This window comes from Saccharothrix syringae, assembly GCF_009498035.1.
In the GTDB taxonomy this organism is placed as follows: domain Bacteria; phylum Actinomycetota; class Actinomycetes; order Mycobacteriales; family Pseudonocardiaceae; genus Actinosynnema; species Actinosynnema syringae.
Window position 1 is genome coordinate 7,496,898 of sequence record NZ_CP034550.1, and the last position, 17,684, is coordinate 7,514,581.

The window sequence follows — 17,684 nt, forward strand, 5'->3', positions numbered from 1 at the left end:
CCGTGGACCCCGCGGCGTTCGCCGACTCGGTGCGCGCGGACGCGGCCGGGTGGGACCGGCACGGCGGCGTGCCCCCGGAGGTCGTGCGCGCGGTCGCGCGGGCCGGGTTCCTGGCCGCCGACGTGCCCGCCCGGTACGGCGGCCGGGACTCCTCGCCCGCCGAGGTGGGGCGGCTGTGCGCGGTTTTCGGCGGCACGTGCAGCGCGTTGCGGGCCCTGGTCACCGTGCAGGGCATGGTGGCCGCGGCGGTGCTGCGCTGGGGCGACGCCGGTCAGCGCGACCGCTGGCTGCCCGCGCTGACCTCCGGGGACCGGCTGGCCGGGTTCGCCGCGACCGAGGCCGGCGCGGGCAGCGACCTGGCGGCGGTGGGCGCGACCCTGGAGGCGGGTCGGCTGCGCGGCCGCAAGCTGTGGGTGACCTTCGGCGGGCTAGCCGACGTGTTCCTGGTGCTCGCCTCGCGGGGCGGGCGGCCGGTGGCCGTGCTGGTGGAGGCCGGGCCGGGCGTGGTGGTGGAGCCGGTGACCGGGCAGCTGGGGATGCGCGCGGCGCGGATCGCGCACGTGCGCTTCGACGACGTGCCGGTGGCCGAGGTGCTGGCGCCGCCGGGGTTCGGCCTGTCGCACGTGGTCGGCACGGCGCTGGACCACGGGCGGTTCACCGTGGCCTGGGGGTGCGCGGGCCTGGCGGGGGCGTGCCTGGACCTCACCGCCGGGCACGTCGCGGCCAGGGCGCAGGGCGGCACGGCCCTGTCCGAGCACCAGGCCGTGCGCGCGGTGCTCGGCCGGTGCCTGGTGGAGGTCCGGGCCGCCCGGCAGCTGTGCGCCCACGCCGCGGCGCTGCGCGAGCGCGGCGACCCCGAGGCGCTGCACGAGACCGTGCTGGCCAAGTACGGCGCGGCGCGGGCGGCGTCGGTCGTCGCCGGGCACGCGGTGCGGCTGCACGGCGCGGCGGGCGTCGACGCGGACAGCACCGTGGGCCGGTTCCACCGCGACGCCGCGGTCATGCGGATCATCGAGGGTTCCGACGAGGTGGCCGAGCAGCACCTCGGCCGGTACGCGCTGCGAGGTGGGTCGTGACGGGGTTGCCGGCGGTCAAGTGCCTGGTCTGGGACCTGGACGACACGCTGTGGGACGGGGTCGTGCTCGAAGGCGACCGACCGGTGCCGCGCCCGGAGGCGGTGGTGGCGCTGGCGTGCCTGGACGAGCGCGGCATCCTGCACGCGGTGGCCGGCCGCGGCGACCGCCCGGCGGCGCTGGCCCACCTCGCCGAGCACGGCCTGGACCGGATGTTCTGCGCGCTGGAGGTCGGCTGGGGCGCGAAGTCAGCGGCGGTGCGGCGGATCGCGGCCGAGTTGAACATCGGCCTGGACACCGTCGCGTTCACCGACAACGACGCCGCGGAACTGGCCGAGGTCGCCGCGGCGCTGCCGCAGGTGCGCTGCTACCCGGCCGAGCAGGTCGGGCGACTGGCGTCGCTGCCCGAGTTCCGGCCCGGCCCGGTGACGCCCGAGTCGCGCGGGCGGCGCCAGGCGTACCTGACCGAGCGGGACCGCGCGGAGGCCGAGCGGGGGTTCGACGGGTCGGCGGCGGAGTTCCTGGCGTCGCTGGGGTTGGAGCTGACCGTCGCGGAGGCGACCGAGGCGGACCTGGAGCGGGCGCGAGAGCTGACCGTGCGCACGCACCAGCTCAACACGACCGGCGTCACCTACGACGTGGCCGAGCTGCGCGCCCTGTGCGCGTCCCCCGGGCACGACGTGCTGGTCGCCCGGCTGCGGGACAGGTTCGGCGACTACGGGGCGATCGGGCTCGCGGTCGTCGCGCACGTCGGCGGTGACGCGGTGCTGGAGCTGCTGCTGATGTCGTGCCGGGTGATGTCGCGCGGGGTGGGTTCGGTGCTGCTGGGCGACATCGTGCGGGACGCGCTGGCGCGCGGGCGGCGCCCGGTGGCGCGGTTCGTCCGCACGCCGGTCAACCAGGTGATGCTGGTGACGCTGCGGTTCGCCGGTTTCGAACCGGTGGAGCGGGACGGTGACCGGGTGGTGCTGGCCCGGCCGTCCCCGGTGCCGCCCGCCCCGCCACCGCACGTGCGGCTGGTGGACGGGAGGCGGCGGTGAAGGTCGGCGTGGTGGGTGCCGGGGTGATGGGCACCGGGGTGGCGCAGTGCTTCGCGACGTCCGGGCACGAGGTCGTCGTGGTGGACCCGGACCCGGCGGCCTTGGCCTCGGGCCCCTCGCGCGTGCGCGACGGCGTGCGGCAGCGGGCCCTGCTGGGTGGTGCCCGCGTCGACCCGGCGGAGGTGGGGGCGCGGCTGCGGTGGACGGCCGGGTTGGCCGAGCTGGCCGGGTGCGGTTTCGTCGTGGAGTGCGCGCCGGAGCGCGTTTCGGTGAAGCGGGAGCTGTTCGCGGCGCTGGGTGGCGTGTGCGGGGCGGAGGCGGTGCTGGCGTCGTGCACGTCGGCGATCCCGGTCGCCGTGCTGGCCGCCGTCACCGCTGTGCCCGAGCGGGTGCTGGCCACCCACTTCATGAACCCCGCGCCGCTCAAGGACGCCGTGGAGGTGGTGCGCGGGGCGGGGACGTCGGAGGTGGCGCTGGCGCGGGCGGTGGAGGTGCTGGCGTCGTTGGGGAAGAAGGCGGTCGTGGTGGGCGATGCGCCGGGGTTCGTGACCAACCGGGTGCTGATGTTGACGATCAACGAGGCGGTGAAGGTGGTGGCGGAGGGGACCGCCGGGGCGGCGACCGTCGACGAGGTGTTCGAGTCGTGCTTCGCCCACCCGATGGGGCCGCTGCGGACGGCCGACCTGATCGGGTTGGACACCGTCCGGGACACCTTGCTGGTGCTGCGGGACCTGCTGCCCGATCCGGCTTGTGAGCCCAGCCCGTTGCTCACCGAGATGGTCGAGGCGGGGCGGTTGGGGCGGAAGACGGGGCAGGGGTTCCACACCTGGCGGCGCTGAGGCGTTGCGACCTGTAGTTTCCCCGCGCGAGCGGGGGTGGTTCCTGCGGCTGGCCGTCGGCGGCGTATGGGTCGTCGTTCCCCGCGCGAGCGGGGGTGGTTCCCTGCCGACCTCGGCGGCGGGGAACCACCTCGCCCACCTCATCACCCCGGCTCGACAGGCAGCCACAACTCGCAGGTAGCCGTGCTGAAGTCGTCCGCCCGTTCGAGGATCGCCACCACCGAGGGCCCCGGCCGCAACCGCCAGGGGTTGGACGGGAACCACTCGGTCGCCGTCGCGGCCCAGGTCGTCTGCAACACCTCCGGGTGAGGTCCGCTGGTCCGGAAGACCGCCCACCTCCCCGCCGGCACCTCGATGGCGTCGAGATCGTCGGGCACCGGCGCGTCCCGCGAAACGGCGACCCCGTGCAGATAGGTCAACTCGGCCTCGTCGAGATCATCGCAAACCTGCAGCAACCCTCCCGGCTCACCATCCCCGAGAGCCTTGAGCCGCGAGTGCTCCTCCGGCGGCAGCGAAGCGATGTGCCGCTGGATGTGCGGGTTGACGCCGCGGTGGATGAGCGGAACGCGAGCAGCGTGGCCGACCAGGCGGAACGCGGGCCGGTCGACGATGCGGGTGTCCATGGGGGTGCTCCCTTCTACGGTCAGGCGGAACCTGAGCTGTGGTTGTGCGCGAAGGGGGCCTCCATCACGGCGGACGTCGCGCGGGCCGACGCCGTGGACCGACCGGAACGCCCGGCCGAACGCCTCGGTCGAGCCGTACCCGTACCGGACGGCGGTGGTCAGCAGGTCGTCACCCCGCACCACGTCGGCGGCGGCGACGGTCATGCGGCGGCGGCGGACGTACTCCGACAGCGGCATGCCCGCCAGTGACGAGAACATCCGGCGCAGGTGGTACTCGGTCGTGCCGGACGAACCCGCCACGACGGCGATGTCCGGCTCCTCGCCCAGGTGCTCCTCGACCAGGGCCACGAGCCGGTTGAGCGCTGCGATCACCGGGCCTCCCCTCGACGTCAACCCTGGCCGGGGGCACCCCGGTCGCGCCCGATCGTCGCGGTTCGATCCGGTCGTCGTCGCGGAGCCGGCCACGACGCCCGGTGGGCGGTTGTGCCCCGCGCCCGCCGGCCGTACAACCGGAGCGGGCGCGACGAGCGGAGGGACCATGGCGGACCCGGGCAATCGGACGTTGGCCGACGCCATCCGCGCGGACTTCCGCGGGGAGCTGCTGGAGCCGGGTGACGCCGGGTACGACCGGGCGCGCGTGGTGTGGAACGCCGCGGTCGACCGGCGCCCCGCGGTGATCGCCCGCTGCCGCGGCGTGGCCGACGTGCTGCACGCGCTGGCGGTGGCGCGGGAGGCCGGTGTCGAGGTGGCGGTGCGCGGCGGCGGTCACGACGTGGCCGGCAACGGCGTGTGCGACGGCGGCGTGGTGCTCGACCTGTCGCCGATGAAGGGCGTCCGGGTCGACCCGGTGCGGCGCGTCGCACGCGCCCAGGCGGGCCTCACCTGGGCCGAGCTGGACCGCGAGACGCAGGCGTTCGGCCTGGCCACGACGGGCGGGCAGTGCTCCGGCACGGGGGTCGCCGGCGTCACCCTCGGCGGCGGCGTCGGCTGGCTCATGCGGCGGCACGGGCTGACCGTCGACAACCTGCTCTCGGTCGACGTGGTGACCGCCGACGGCCGGCTGCTCACCGCGAGCGAGGACGAGAACCGCGAGCTGTTCTGGGGCCTGCGCGGCGGTGGCGGCAACTTCGGGGTCGTCACCGGGTTCGAGTTCCGGCTGCACCCGGTCCGCGAGGTCGTGGCCGGGCTGCTGGTCCACCCCGGCGACCGGCTGGCCGACGTGCTCGCCCTCTACCGCTCCTACGCCGCGGTCGAGCCCGACTCGGTCACCTCGACGGTCATCGCCCTGACCGCGCCGCCGATGCCCGGCCTGCCCGAGTCGCTGCACAACGAGCCCGCGGTGGCGATCGGCGTCTGCCACAGCGGCCCGCCCGAGGAGGCCGACGAGGCGCTGCGCCCGCTGCGCGAGTTCGGACCGCCCGCCGCCGACATGGTCGGCCCCATGCCCTACCTGGCGTTGCAGAGCATGTTCGACGGCATGCCCGCGGGCGACTACGGCTACCGCCAGAGCATCCGCACCGGCTACCTCGCCGAGCTCGGTGACGACGCGATCGCCGCCCTGGTCCGCCACGCCGGCGCCGCCGTGTCACCGCTGTGCCTGGTCGAGCTGCTGCACCTCGGGGGCGCCGTCGCCCGCGTCGCCGAGGACGACACCGCCTTCCCCGGCCGGGACGCCCGGTTCTTCTGCATGTTCCAGTCCACCTGGAGCGACCCCGCGGGCACCGCGGCCCACACCGGGTGGACCCGGGAGGGCTGGGACGCCTTCGCGCGCTTCTCCGACGGCCGCACCCACCCCGGTTTCCTCGACGCCGACGAGCCCGCGCGCCGCGTCGCCGACGCCTACGGCGAGCGGAAGACGGCCCGGCTGGCCGCGCTCAAGCGCCGGGTCGACCCGGCCAACTTCTTCCACCTCAACAAGAACATCCGGCCGTGACCGCGGTCGAATCGGATCGGGCCCACACGCCGGCAGAGCCCAGCGGGTCAACGAGCCGTTCGCACCACGCGGCTCGTCCGGCGACGACACCCGCGCCGTCGGCAACGACCCGGGTCCGGGCGGTCCCCCAGGAGCGGGCTTGACCGCTTCGCACTACGACGATCGGGTCCGTTCGGCGCAACAGGCCCTCTCGTTCGGGTGAACACCGTGGGCGTGTCGCGATCCCCGGGCGAAAACTCGTCCCCGTGGGGTACCAGGGAAGCGATGAGTTCGCCCCTGCACGGGTGGCCGACCTCCGGGCACGCGGCCTGGCGGCGGCCTACCGGACCAGGGAGGCCCGGCACTTCAGCCGGGTCGCGGCGTTCGCGGCCGCGGAGGCCCGGCGTCGCAGCCAGGCCGCCAGCGCCCGCACCCGGGCGGCCCGGCTCCGGCACATGGACGCGGTCTGCCGCCTGGAGTCGGCCCTGACCCGCAAGCACCGCGCGACCGCGCACCTGGAGGACGTCGTGCTGAGCACGGCCCTGGCCGTGCCGCCGCGGCCGTGCAACCGGGCGCTGCTGGACTGGTGGTTCCGGCGGTACGCCGACACCGCCCGGCCGGCACTCGTGTGAGCCGCGCGGCGCCGGTTCCCCGGACGCGGGCGGCGCCGGTTCCCCGGACACGCGCGGCGCCGGTCCCTCACCGCTCCAGGCGGACCAGCACCTTCCCGGTGTTCAGGCCGCGCAGCACGGCGAGGAACGCCTCCGGTGCCCGCTCCAGCCCCTCGTAGACGGTCTCCTCGGTGCGCAGGCCGGTGGCGAGCCAGGTCGTGGCGCGGGACCGGTACTCGGGGAACCGGTGCCGGTGCGCGGTGACCAGCAGCCCGCGCAGGGTGAGCTGCTTGCGGGCCGCCTCGTGCAGGTTGGTGGGTCCGGGCACGGGGCCGGTGGCGCCGTACTCGCTGATCGCGCCCACCAGGGCGACCCGGCCGCCCTCGCGCAGGGCGCCGATCGCGACCTGCAGCTGGTAGCCGCCGACGAGGTCCAGGTACACGTCGACGCCGTCGGGCGCGGCCTCGGCCAGGCGCGCGGCGATGCCGCCGGCGTGGTGGTCCAGGCCCGCGTCGTAGCCGAGGTCGTCGAGCAGCTTCCCGACCTTGACCGGGCCGCCGGCGGAGCCGATGACGCGGGAGGCGCCGAGCCGGGCCGCGACCTGCCCGGCGACGCTGCCCACCGCGCCCGCGGCGGCGGAGACGAACACCACGTCGCCGGGCCGCACCGGGGCGGTCTCGGTCAGGGCGACGTAGGCGGTGAGGCCGGGGGTGCCCAGCACCCCCAGGTACGCCTGCTCGGGCGCGACGGCGGTGTCCACGGCGGTGACGGCGGCGGCGTCCAGCACGGCGTGCTCGCGCCAGCCCAGGTGGTGCGCGACGGTCGCGCCGACCGGCACGTCGGGCGAGGCGGAGGCGACGACCCGGCCGACCGCGTCGCCCGCCGGCGGTTCGCCGGGCCGCAGCGGCGGCAGGTGCGAGGGCGCGCCGCCCACCGGGGCGCGCAGGTGCGGGTCGACCGACATCCACGTGTTGCGCACCAGCACCTGCCCGGGGCCGGGGTCCGGGACCGCGGTGGTGACCAGGGCGAAGTTCTCGGGCGCGGGGAAGCCGACCGGGCGCGAGGCGAGTCGGACCTCCCGGCTGGTGGTCTCGGGCATGGCGCCATGGTGGGCGCGGCCTGTTCGGGTTCGGTTCGGATCTTGTTGTGGCTACGGTGTGGGCATGCGCTTCGGGGTGCTGGGGCCACTGGACGTGCGGACCGCGGACGGCGCGGCGGTCCGGGTGCCCGAGCGCAAGGTCCGCGCGCTGCTGGCGGCGCTGCTGGCGCACCGCGGGCGGGCGGTGTCGGCGGAGCGCCTGGCGGCCGACCTGTGGGGCGGCGCGGGGCCGGGCAACCCGACCAGGGCGCTGCACGCGAAGGTGTCGCAGCTGCGGCGGGCGCTGGCCGGGGCCGAGCCGGGCGGGCGCGGGCTGGTCGAGTCCCGGGTGCCGGGCTGGCTGCTGCGCGCGGCGGCCACCGACGCCGACCGGTTCGCCGAGCTGGTGGAGCGGGCGCGCGGTGCGGCGGACCCGGCGGCGCGGTCGGCGCTGCTGGGCGACGCGCTGGGGCTGTGGCGCGGTCCGGCCTTCGCCGGGTTCGCCGAGCTGGCCCTGGTGCGCGCGGAGGTCACCCGCCTGGAGGAGCTGCGGCTGGTCGCGCTGGAGGACCTGGCCGAGGCGCGGCTGGAGCTGGGCGGGCACGCCGAACTGGTGCCGGAGCTGGCCGAGGCGGTGCGGCGGCACCCGCTGCGCGAACGGCTGCGCGCGGCGCACCTGCGCGCCCTGCACCGGTCGGGGCGGCGGGCCGAGGCGTTGGCCGGCTACGAGGAGCTGCGGCGCAGGCTGGCCGAGGAGCTGGGCGCGGACCCCGGCCCGGAGCTGGTGGCGCTGCACCGGGCCGTGCTGGCGCAGGACCCCGGCCCTGCCCGGCCCGCGGACAACCTGCCCAGCCCGCTGACGCCGCTGGTGGGCCGGGACGCCGAGGTGGCGCGGGTGCGGGGGCTGCTGGGCGCGCACCGCCTGGTCACCCTGACCGGGCCGGGCGGGGTGGGCAAGACGCGGCTGGCCGTGGCGTCCGCGCGGCGGCTGCTCGACGCCTTCCCCGACGGGGTGTGGCTGGTGGAGCTGGCCGCGCCGGGGTCGCCGCCGGAGCTGCCCGAGCTGGTGGCCGCCGTGCTGGGCGTGCGCGACGACGGCGCACCGGGCCTCGGCGACGTGGTCGCCCGGCTGGTGGGCGCGGTGCGGGACAAGCGGCTGCTGCTGGTGCTGGACAACTGCGAGCACGTGGTGGCGCGGGTGGTGGCGCTGCTGGCGGCGCTGCTGCCCGCCGCGCCGGGGCTGCACGTGCTGGCCACCAGCCGGGAACCGCTGGCGATGGCGGGCGAGGTGCGCCGGCCGGTGCCGCCGCTGGACCCCGACGCGGCGGTCGAGCTGTTCCTGGCCCGGGTGGCCGCGGCCGCGCCGGACGCGGTGGTGGACCTGCCCGCGGCGCGGGCGGTCTGCGCCCGGCTCGACGGCATCCCGCTGGCGCTGGAGCTGGCCGCGACCAGGGTGCCGGTGCTGGGCCTGGCCGCGCTGCCGGCCGCGCTGGACGACCGGTTCCGGGTGCTGGCGGGCGGCTACCGGGACGCGCCGCCGCGGCAGCGCACCCTGCGCGCGGTGCTGGACTGGAGCTGGGAGCTGCTCGACGACCGGGCGCGCGAGGTGCTGCGGCGGCTGGCCGTGCACGCCGAGGGCTGCGACCTGGCGGCCGCCGAGCGGGTCTGCGGCGGTGACGACGTGCTCGGCGTGCTGGCCGGGCTGGTGGACCGGTCGCTGGTGCTCGTGGCGGCACCCGGCGGGCGCTACCGGCTGGCGGAGTCGGTGGCCGCCTACTGCCTGGAGCGGCTGGAGGAGGCCGGCGAGCTGGACGAGGTGCGGACCCGGCACGCCCGCCACTACGCGGACCTGGCCGAGGAGGCCGCGCCGCACCTGCGGGGGCCGGGCCAGCGGGAGTGGCTGGACCGGCTGGACGCGGAGTCGGCGAACCTGCGCACCGCGCTGGACCACGTCGTGCGCCGCGGGCTGGGCGCGGTGGCCACCCGCCTGGTCGACGCGCTGGCCTGGTACTGGGTGCTGCGCGGCAGGCTCGGCGAGGCCCGGCGCCGGCTGGAGGCCGTGCACACCGTGGCCCGCACGCCCGCCACGGTCGCCTGGCACACCGGCGTCACCGTCCTGATGGGCGACGGCGCCGACCGCGACGAGCGCGTCGCCGAGGTGCTGGCCTCGTGCGACGGGCCGCACACCTGCTGGCTGCTGGGCCACGCGCTGTACGCGGTGGGCGACGTGCCCGCGGGCGAACCGCTGGTCGACCGGGCGCTGGCCGGGTTCACCGCCACCGGGGACCGCTGGGGCACCGCGGCCGCGCTGGGCGACCGGGCGTTCCAGTGGCTGCTGCGCGGCGACCTCGACGCGAGCGCCCGCGACGGCGAGCGCAGCGCCGCCCTGTTCGGCGAGCTGGGCGACACCTGGGGTCAGCTGCGCGTGGTGGGCATCCTCGCCTCGATCGACGAGGCCCGCGGCGACTACGCGGCCGCCGCCGGGCGCCTGCGGGCGGCCCTGCACCAGGCCGAGCGGCTGCGGCTGTGGTCGCACGCGGCCGACCTGACCGGCGAGCTGGGCCGCGTCGCGCTGCTCACCGGCGACCACGAGCGGGCGCGCGAGCTGCACGAGCGGTCCCGGGACCTGGCCCGCCGGCACGGCTACCCCATCGGCGAGGCGCACGCCGAGATGGGCCTGGCCCTGGGCGCGCGGCGCACCGGCGACCTCGACGGCGCCGAACGACACCTGCTGGCCGTGCTGGACCGGCACCGCCACGCGGGCCTGGTCGGCGCCAACGCGCTGCCGCTGGCCGAACTCGGCTTCGTCGCCGAACTGCGCGGCGACCGGCAGCGCGCCCTGGCCCTGCACCAGGAGGGCTACCGGGCGGCCCTCACCAGCGGCGACCCGCGCGCGACGGCCCTGGCGCTGGAGGGCCTGGCGTGCGCCCGGGCAGCCGACGAACCCGAGCTGGCCGCGACCCTGCTGGGCACGGCGGACGCGGCCCGCCGGTCCCGCGGCGCGCCCCTGCCGCCCGCCGAGCGCGGCGACGTCGACCGCGCCACCACCGCGCTCGTCGAGGTGCTGGGCGGGGACTTCGCCCGGCACTTCGCCCGCGGCGCGGCCCTGACCCCGCGACAGGCGTTCCGGCTCCGACCGCGAGCACGGCGCTGAGCAGCGTCACCCCGCACGCGCCCCACGCCACCACCCGCACCGACGCGACCCCGGCCAGCGCGGGCCCCGCCAGCGCGCCCGCGAACGTCGCCACCGCCTCACCCGCGAACAGCACCGACCCGACCCGGCCCAGCAGCGGCGCCGGCGTCGCCCGCTGCACCGCGGTCTGCACCCCGACCAGGACCGCGGACCCCGCGCACCCCACCACCACCGCGGCCACCACCGGCGCGGTCGGGGCGAACAGCAGCGCGAAACCCGCCGAGGTCACCACCAGCGCACCCGCCACCAGCGGCCCGACCCGCACCCGGTCCACCAGGTGGCGGGTCGGCGGCACGCCCAGCAGGAACCCCGCGCCCAGCCCGGACATCACCAGCCCCACCGCGCCGGGCCCGCCCAGCTCGGCCATCCCGAACGGCACCAGCAGCGCGCCGAGCGCGGCGTTCGCCGCGAGGAACACGGTGCTCGCCCGCAACAGCACCCACACCGTCCGCTCCGACCGCAGGAACCGCAGCCCCTCGGCCATCCCCCCGCCGGTGCCCGGCGCGCCGGCCGCCCCCGTCGACACCAGCGCCACCAGCCCCGCCGACACCAGGTGGCTCACCGCGTCCACGACCACCAGCACCGGGAACCCGACCGGCACCAGCAGCGCGCCGCCCAGCGGCGCGCCCACCAGCCGGGCCACGCCGTCGGTGAGCGAGTTCACCGCGTTCGCACCGCTCAACGACGGGCCCGTGCCCACCACCACCGGCGTGTGCGCCTGCACGGCAGGCCGGAACAGCACCGTCCCGGTGCTCTCCACCACCAGCGCCACGTACACCAGCCACAGGTCACCGGGAGCGCGCACGAACAGCAACCCCGCCACCGCGCCCGCCCGCACCAGGTCGGCCGCCACCATCACCCGCCGCCGGTCCCACCGGTCCACCAGCACCCCGGCGACCGGCCCCAGCACCGCGGGCGGCAGGAACTCGGCCGCCAACGCCGCGCCGGCCAGCGCGACCGAACCGCCCGAGAGCCGGTAGACGTGCGCGGGCACCACCACGACGAGCAACCAGGAGCCCAGCGAGCTGACCGCGCGGGCGCCCCACAGCAACCGGAAGTCCCTGATCCGCAATGCCTCCAGCACCACGACACCCCCTATCCCGTGAAGATAACCATCGGGGGATGTCTTCTGACAAGATAGAAGCATGGGACACCTGCTCGGACCACGCCTGCGCGCGCTGCGCGCCGCGAGCGGACGCACCGTCGCCGCCGTCGCCACCGACGCGGGCCTGTCGGTGCCCTACGTGGCCAACCTGGAGAACGGCCGCGGCAACCCGACCGTCGACGCCCTCACCCGCCTGGCCGAAGCCCTCGGCACCACGCTCACCGTCGAGTTCGCCGAGCACGTCGCGGAACCGGCCGAACTCCCCGCCGCCCTGGTCCGCCTGGGCCGCACCACCGCGTTCCGCCGGGACGCCGCCGCACTGGCCGAGGCCACCGGCCAGGACCCCGCCGAACTGCCCGGCCGGCTGCTCGACGTGCTCGCCCGCCTGGCCGCCCTCACCGGCCGCGACCTCGCCGAACCCGACTGGCTCCGCCTGCTCGACGCCCTGCTGCTGATCACCCTGCACCCGCGCGGGCGCGGACGGGCCCCGGCCGACGACGCGACCGGGGCCCGTCCGGACTAGGTGATCGATCCCGTTGCAGGACGCGGGCGATCACGCCGGGTGTGGTGCGTCCGGTCGGTGGCGCAGGACCGGGCCTCGGAGCTGAATCCGGACAAGACCTGGACCACCGCCAGGGTGACCAGTCGCGAGGGTGTCCCTGTCGGTCGTCACAACCCGTACGACGACACCCTCGCGCCACGTCTCCAGCCGCCTACCCCTGGGGCTTACCCATCTAGCGGCGGCGCAGCACCCGCGGGTCCGCGCCCAGGGCGCCGTCCAACCGCAGCGTGATGAACTCGTTGTCGTCCGGCTTCCCCGGCGTGCGCCCGGACGACGACGGGAAGTTGTTGTCGTTCAGCACGCCGATCGTCCGGTCGTCCAGCAGCACCACGTCCTCGATCGTGGTGAACGGGAACGTGAACCGCTCCCCGAACCCACCCACACCACGCGGGTTCGCCACGTCCAGCAGGTCCGCCACCAGCGTCTTGTCCAGCACCCCGTCCCGGTCGCGGTCCCGCTTGTCCACCAGGTACACCCGCTTCACCCGCGCGTCCACGCCCTGCGCGCCGTCCCGCTCGATCACCAGCAACCGGTTCCGGTCCACCGTGATCGCGTCACCGATCGCGTGCTCCGGCCGGTCCAGCCGGTAGGTCCACCGCGTCCCGGTGTACCGCCCGGACCGCACGTCGAACTCGTTCAACCGCAGCGTGCCCGGCTCGTCGCCCGCGACCGTGCCCTCCAGCAACGCGTCCAGGGTCCGACCGTCCGCCGACAGCGCCAGCCCCTCGAACCCCTTGCTGCTCCCCAGGTTCGGCGCACCCGCCGGGTTCTCCGGCGCGAACACCCCCGGCAGCGGCACCGGCGGCGCCGACAACCGTCCCGCCCGGTCGAAGTGCAGCAGGTACGGGCCGAACTCGTCACCCACCCAGTACGAGCCGTCCTCCGCGCGCACCATCGACTCCACGTCGAAGTCCGCGCCGGTCAGCACCCGGTCCGACCGCGTCAGCGGGAACGGCACGTGCCCGTGCGGGTCCGTCAGCGTGATGCCGCCGACCACGTCCACCGCACCCGAGCCGAAGTCCGGCGCCACCCGGTGGATGCGCAGGGTGAAGTCCGCGCTGTTGGCCTTCGTGCCGAACCCGTTGTCCGACAGCACGTCGTAGGTGCCGTCGGCGTTGCGCAGCACCCCGCTGAACCCCTGCACCGGCTGGTCCGCGAACGGCGGCACCACCCCGTTGACGGGCGCCGTGCCCAGCGCCGCCCCCGACGGCTCGCTGGCGGGCACGAACGTCGACGCCGGGAGCGCCGCGAACCCGGTCAGCGTCGCCCGCCCCCAGCTCCGGCGGTCCTGCGGCGACGCCGCCCCGGGCACCGCGACCGACACCGACACGAGCACGGCCAAGCCGACGAGCAACGTTTTCCTCATGCGCGCACGCTAGGAGCGCCCGGTGAACGCGAGGTGGCGCGCTCCTCCACGGCCGGTTTCCCGCAGCCGTCCAGGACGAGCGTTGCTTTTGGGCAACACTGAAGCGACGAAGAGGATCACCAATAGTCGCTGCGGCGCCTGAAGACCTGTCCACCGAACCACGACGCAGGTGTTGCTTTCGAGCAACACTGAAGCCATCGGGGACACCGTCACACCGGCTCGGCCAGCAACCCGCTGATCGCCAGGTGCGTGTCCTCGACCACCCGGTCCGGCTCGGCCAACCCGCCGGGCCAGGGCCGCCCCGCCCCCACCCAGCACGTCCGCAACCCCGCGGCCCGCCCGCCCACCACGTCCAGCACCGGGTCGTCCCCCACCACCCAGCCGACCCCGCCCCGCCAACCGCACCGCCGGGCCGCGAGCCGGAAGAGCGACGGGTCCGGCTTGCGCACCCCCGCCTCGCCCGACGCGCACCACCCGTCCAGCAGGTCGAGCAGGCCGGTGCCCCTCAGCTTGCCCACCTGGTTGTCCACCTGCCCGTTGGTGACCACGCCGACCAACCACCCCGCCGAGCGCAGCGCCGCCACCCCCTCGACCACCCCGGGCCGCGGCACCACCAGCTCGGGCATCCGCGCCCGGTACGCCGCCCACAGCTCCCCCGGCGCGGCGAGCCCGAAGCGGGCGCCGACCGCGGCGAAGAACCGGTCCTTCGGACCCCGCCGCCCGGCGTCGACCAGCCACGGCACCGCACCGCCCGGCAGGCCGTGCGCCGCCGCGAACTCCACCGCCCACCGCCGGAAGGCGCCGGCCAGGTCGACCAGCGTGTCGTCCAGGTCGAACAGGACCAGCCTCAGTAGGCACCGCCGAGCTTGCGGTGGTCCCACGACACCACCGACGTCGGCGCGAACCGCAGCCCCACCCGCTTGACCGCCTGCCGCGCCACCAGCGCGTCCAGCTCGGGCCCGCCGTACCCGCCGGAGTACCGCGCCGCCACCGCCGCGCCGATCCGCGCCACCTCGGCCGGCTCCTCCACCAGCCGCACGTCGCACTCCATGCTCACGCCGCGCAGCTGGTCGTAGGTCTCCCCCGCCTCCAGCTGGAGCGTCGCCTCCGGCTGCCGCCGCAGGTTGCGGACCTTCTGGGACGACCGGTAGGTCCACCCGCACAGCTCGTCGCCCTCGACGACGAACCACAGCGGCACCAGGTGGGGGCGGCCGTTCGGGCCGATGGTGGCCACCGTGACGACCCGCTGCTCCGCCAGGAAGGCCGACACCTCGTCGGGGGTCATGGTGATCAACGCGCGCCGGGACACGCGCGTCAGGATAGGCGGCTGCCCTCGCGCGGCGCGGTCGGGCCCGCGGTCAGGTCGCCGACGGCACCCTCGTCCAGCAGCTCCAGGAACACGTCCACCAGGTGCGGGTCGAACCGGGCGCCGCGGCCGGCGCGCAGCTCGCGCACTGCCTGCTCGTGGGTCAGCGCCCGCCGGTGGGGGCGGTCGGCGCGCATCGCGGCCCACGTGTCGCACACCGACAGGACGCGGGCTTCGAGGCGGATGCGCTCGCGGGCCAGGCCGTTGGGGTAGCCGGCGCCGTCCCAGCGCTCGTGGTGCTGGCGGATGACCTCGGCGACCTCGGCGTGGTCGGGCAGCACGCCGACCATGCGGGCACCGCTGTCGGGGTGCTCGTGCAGCAGGTGCCACTGCTGGTCGGTGAGCGGGCCGGACTCGGTGAGCAGGTCGTCGGGCAGCACGATCATGCCGACGTCGAGCAGCCTGCCCGCGCGGTGCGCGGTGGCGACCTCCTCGGCGTCGCGCCCCAGCCGCAGCGCGACCGCCCGCGCCCACTCGGCGATGGCCAGGCTGCGGCCCGGGCTCGCCACCCGCAGGTCCACCAGGTCCGCGACCTGGTCCAGGTAGTCCACCGCGACGTCCTCCCGGTGCTCGGCGACCGCTGTCCCACCGGCCACCGCGCGGTCGCGGCCGAGGTCCTTGGCCAGGTACAGCGCGCGGTCGGCCGCCGACACCAGCGCGGACGCCGTGCCGTGGTGCGGGGCGAACGCGGCGGTGCCGGCGGAGAGCGTAACCGTCACCGACGCGCCGTCGCCCACCTCGATCGGCCGGTGGCCGACGGCGTGGCGCAGCCGCTCGGCCAGCCTGGTCGGGTGCTCGGCGTCGGCACCCGCCGCGATCAGCGCGAACTCCTCGCCGCCGTAGCGGGCCAGCACGTGGCCCGGTCCGACGGCGGCGCGCAGCCTGGCCGCCACCTCGACCAGCACCCGGTCGCCGCCGGGGTGCCCGAACCGGTCGTTGATCTGCTTGAACCGGTCCACGTCCAGGATCACCACGGCCAGCGGGCCGCCCGTGCGCCCGGCCCGGGCCACGTCGTCGGCCAGGTGCGCCTCGAAGTAGCGGCGGCTGCGCAGCCTGGTGAGCCCGTCGGTGATGGCGATCCGGCGCTGGTCGACGGCGAGGCCGGCGAGCCGGGTGGTGGTGAGCGCGAACAGCGCCGCGCAGCCGACCGCGATGACCGGCACGTCCCGCTGCACGCCCTGGGCGTGCTGGAGGAGCAGCAGCAGCGGACCGACCAGCGCGCCGACGCACAGCACGGCCAACCGGGTCCAGCCCAGCCGCCACGCGGGCACCTCCGCGGTGTGCGTGATGCGCCCCATGGACGGGTGCAGGGCGCACGCGCCCAGCGCCAGGTTGCCGGTCAGCCAGACCGCGTCGAGGAAGTTGCCCGCCTCGTAGGTGCCGGCCAGGCGTTGCAGCACGTAGACGGTGTCGGCGGTGAGTATCGCCGCCAGCCAGACGTTGAGCAGCAGGAACGACCCGTCGCGGCGGCCCGCGCCGAACAGCAGCCGCAGCGCGGCCAGCAGCACCACCAGGTCCATCAGCGGGTAGGCCAGCGACGCGACCTCCACCAGCACCGGCGTGCCCAGGCGGGTCTGCGGGCCGATGACGAACACCCACGACAGCAGGCCCGCGCCCACGGTCAGCGACGCCGCGTCGAGCAGGCCGGGCAGGTCGCGGTCGGAGCGGCGGCGGCGGATCAGCACGACCAGGCCGACGACGACCAGCGGGTAGTGGCCGATGTAGAAGATGTCGGCGACCGACGGGTAGCGCGTCTCGTTGAGCACGTAGTGCGAGACGTAGAACGTGGCGTCGGCCAGGGCGTAGACCACCTGCCCGAGCCCGAGCACGACCCACGGCGCGCGCGGAACGGGCCGGTTGCGGCGCACGCCCCACCACACGGCGACCGCGGCGGACGCGCTGACCGCGCAGTAGACGACCACGCGCAGCGGCACGGTGCCCACGAAGATCGGCAGGGTGTAATAGGCACCCACGGATAACAGGCCGAAGAGCAGGTAACCGAGCCACAGCCGGTTCGGCCCCTCGCCCGGGATTCCGCGGTTCTCGACCGGTGTGTCCCCCGCGACGCGCAATCCCGGCACTCCTTCTGCGGCTCGGCTCGGCTCCGCTGCGACAAGGCCCGGCCATGACATCGGTGAACGGCGGGCGGCGTCAACCCCGCTGCCCGGAACTCGCCCCGCGCCGCGCTCACACTACGGCACGAGAGGATAGGGTTCCGCGCACAACAGTCGCCATGGGGGACGCATGTCGGACGAAGCACGCGAACTGCTGGAGCGGGTTCGCGAGGAGGTGCGCCGCGACGGCGGCGCCAACGAACTGGTGCCGCTGGTCGCGGAGGGGCGGGCGTCGCTGGACGCGATCAAGGCCCTCGCCGCGGAGGAGCACCACATCGTGCGCAGCGACTGGCGAGCGTTCCTCACCTTGGCCGCGCAGGCGACGGAAGCGCCGCAGCGCGAGTTCTTCGCGACCGTCGCCGCGGGCGAGGGCCTGGCCCTGGCCAGGCTCGGCGACTTCGCGGCCGGCTGCGGCCTGACCGCCGACGACCTGGCCGCCCACCGCCCGCTGCCGGGGTGCCAGGCATACCCGTCGTACGTGGCCCGGCTCGCCCTGGACGGCAACCCGCACGACGCGCTGCTGGCGATCCTCGCGAATTTTGCGGAATGGGGCGGTTATTGCGCGACGATCGGCGCGGCGTTGCGCGAGCACTACGGTTTCGACGACGCGGCCTGCGCGTTCTTCGACTTCTTCGCCGCCCCGTCGCCCGAATTGGACGCCCTGTCGCTGGCCGCCCTGGACGCGGTGCTGGCCACCGGGTGGAACCCGGAGGGTGCTTTCCCGGCGGCGCGGCTGCTGCACTCGTACGAGCTGATGTTCTGGAACACGCTGGCCGCGCTGGGCTGATCCCCCGCGCCTAGG

General features: G+C 76.1%; 14 protein-coding genes and 1 pseudogene. 8 read left to right on the forward strand and 7 right to left on the reverse strand.

Features of this window, described 5'->3' with window-relative positions; translation table 11 throughout:
* Positions 1-2 precede the first annotated feature (2 nt).
* The 3 genes from EKG83_RS31650 to EKG83_RS31660 are packed head-to-tail and all read left to right on the forward strand — an operon-like array spanning position 3 to position 2,952.
* On the forward strand, positions 3-1,076 hold the full coding sequence (locus EKG83_RS31650) for an acyl-CoA dehydrogenase family protein (protein WP_033429267.1): 1,074 nt from the start codon (positions 3-5) through the stop codon (positions 1,074-1,076).
* Entirely contained in the window at positions 1,073-2,113 is a 1,041-nt protein-coding gene (locus EKG83_RS31655) for an HAD-IIIC family phosphatase (protein ID WP_033429266.1), read from the forward strand. The genes EKG83_RS31650 and EKG83_RS31655 overlap by 4 nt, the downstream gene beginning before the upstream one ends.
* Entirely contained in the window at positions 2,110-2,952 is an 843-nt protein-coding gene (locus EKG83_RS31660) for a 3-hydroxyacyl-CoA dehydrogenase family protein (protein ID WP_033429265.1), read from the forward strand. Before EKG83_RS31655 ends, EKG83_RS31660 begins: the two co-directional genes overlap by 4 nt.
* A 143-nt stretch (positions 2,953-3,095) precedes the next feature.
* Here EKG83_RS31660 and EKG83_RS31665 read toward each other — a convergent pair whose 3' ends face one another.
* Positions 3,096-3,947: an AraC family transcriptional regulator gene (locus tag EKG83_RS31665; protein WP_033429264.1), complete on the reverse strand. Its 852-nt coding sequence runs from the start codon at positions 3,945-3,947 to the stop codon at positions 3,096-3,098.
* 166 nt (positions 3,948-4,113) lie between these two features.
* Here EKG83_RS31665 and EKG83_RS31670 point away from each other — a divergent pair, with 166 nt between their 5' ends.
* Both EKG83_RS31670 and EKG83_RS31675 read left to right on the forward strand, forming a co-directional pair.
* Entirely contained in the window at positions 4,114-5,508 is a 1,395-nt protein-coding gene (locus EKG83_RS31670; RefSeq protein ID WP_033429263.1) for an FAD-binding oxidoreductase, read from the forward strand.
* Between the two features lie 245 nt (positions 5,509-5,753).
* Positions 5,754-6,119, forward strand: coding sequence for a hypothetical protein (locus tag EKG83_RS31675; RefSeq protein WP_153278573.1), 366 nt, complete (start codon positions 5,754-5,756; stop codon positions 6,117-6,119).
* 67 nt (positions 6,120-6,186) lie between these two features.
* On the opposite strand, the gene EKG83_RS31680 is transcribed toward EKG83_RS31675, so the two are convergent.
* Complete coding sequence (locus EKG83_RS31680; RefSeq protein WP_033429261.1) at positions 6,187-7,197, reverse strand: NADP-dependent oxidoreductase; 1,011 nt, start codon at positions 7,195-7,197, stop codon at positions 6,187-6,189.
* Positions 7,198-7,261: 64 nt separating this feature from the next.
* On the opposite strand from EKG83_RS31680, the gene EKG83_RS49235 reads away from it, so the two are divergent.
* The gene (locus tag EKG83_RS49235) at positions 7,262-10,330 is read left to right on the forward strand and encodes an ATP-binding protein (RefSeq protein WP_033429346.1); all 3,069 of its coding nucleotides are present in this window, start codon (positions 7,262-7,264) and stop codon (positions 10,328-10,330) included.
* On the opposite strand, the pseudogene EKG83_RS48515 reads toward EKG83_RS49235, so the two are convergent.
* Positions 10,308-11,516, reverse strand: a pseudogene (locus EKG83_RS48515) (MFS transporter); the annotation flags it as partial. The gene EKG83_RS49235 and the pseudogene EKG83_RS48515 overlap by 23 nt on opposite strands.
* Between EKG83_RS48515 and EKG83_RS31695 the strand changes: the two are divergent.
* Positions 11,515-11,997: a helix-turn-helix domain-containing protein gene (locus EKG83_RS31695; protein ID WP_051764989.1), complete on the forward strand. Its 483-nt coding sequence runs from the start codon at positions 11,515-11,517 to the stop codon at positions 11,995-11,997. The pseudogene EKG83_RS48515 and the gene EKG83_RS31695 overlap by 2 nt on opposite strands.
* Positions 11,998-12,208: 211 nt before the next feature.
* Here EKG83_RS31695 and EKG83_RS31700 read toward each other — a convergent pair whose 3' ends face one another.
* The 4 genes from EKG83_RS31700 to EKG83_RS31715 all read right to left on the reverse strand — a co-directional run bounded on the left by EKG83_RS31700 (position 12,209) and on the right by EKG83_RS31715 (position 16,840).
* Entirely contained in the window at positions 12,209-13,402 is a 1,194-nt protein-coding gene (locus EKG83_RS31700) for an esterase-like activity of phytase family protein (protein WP_033429260.1), read from the reverse strand.
* 209 nt (positions 13,403-13,611) lie between these two features.
* Complete coding sequence (locus EKG83_RS31705) at positions 13,612-14,283, reverse strand: HAD family hydrolase (protein WP_051764987.1); 672 nt, start codon at positions 14,281-14,283, stop codon at positions 13,612-13,614.
* Positions 14,250-14,711: a pyridoxamine 5'-phosphate oxidase family protein gene (locus EKG83_RS31710; RefSeq protein WP_033429259.1), complete on the reverse strand. Its 462-nt coding sequence runs from the start codon at positions 14,709-14,711 to the stop codon at positions 14,250-14,252. The genes EKG83_RS31705 and EKG83_RS31710 overlap by 34 nt, the downstream gene beginning before the upstream one ends.
* Positions 14,712-14,716: 5 nt before the next feature.
* A complete protein-coding gene (locus EKG83_RS31715; protein ID WP_228122293.1) occupies positions 14,717-16,840 on the reverse strand; it encodes a diguanylate cyclase in 2,124 nt (707 codons plus the stop codon).
* A 172-nt stretch (positions 16,841-17,012) separates the two neighbouring features.
* Between EKG83_RS31715 and EKG83_RS31720 the strand changes: the two genes are divergently transcribed.
* Positions 17,013-17,669, forward strand: coding sequence for a thiaminase II/PqqC family protein (locus EKG83_RS31720; RefSeq protein WP_033429258.1), 657 nt, complete (start codon positions 17,013-17,015; stop codon positions 17,667-17,669).
* The last annotated feature ends 15 nt before the right edge of the window (positions 17,670-17,684 follow it).

What these genes read in the sequence shown, in the direction of transcription:
- EKG83_RS31680 (WP_033429261.1), bottom strand. Translation starts at nt 7,197, where the DNA reads ATGCCCGAGACCACCAGCCGGGAGGTCCGACTCGCCTCGCGCCCGGTC.
- EKG83_RS49235 (WP_033429346.1), top strand. Translation starts at nt 7,262, where the DNA reads ATGCGCTTCGGGGTGCTGGGGCCACTGGACGTGCGGACCGCGGACGGC.
- EKG83_RS31720 (WP_033429258.1), top strand. Translation starts at nt 17,013, where the DNA reads ATGTCGGACGAAGCACGCGAACTGCTGGAGCGGGTTCGCGAGGAGGTG.
- EKG83_RS31670 (WP_033429263.1), top strand. Translation starts at nt 4,114, where the DNA reads ATGGCGGACCCGGGCAATCGGACGTTGGCCGACGCCATCCGCGCGGAC.
- EKG83_RS31700 (WP_033429260.1), bottom strand. Translation starts at nt 13,402, where the DNA reads ATGAGGAAAACGTTGCTCGTCGGCTTGGCCGTGCTCGTGTCGGTGTCG.
- EKG83_RS31695 (WP_051764989.1), top strand. Translation starts at nt 11,515, where the DNA reads ATGGGACACCTGCTCGGACCACGCCTGCGCGCGCTGCGCGCCGCGAGC.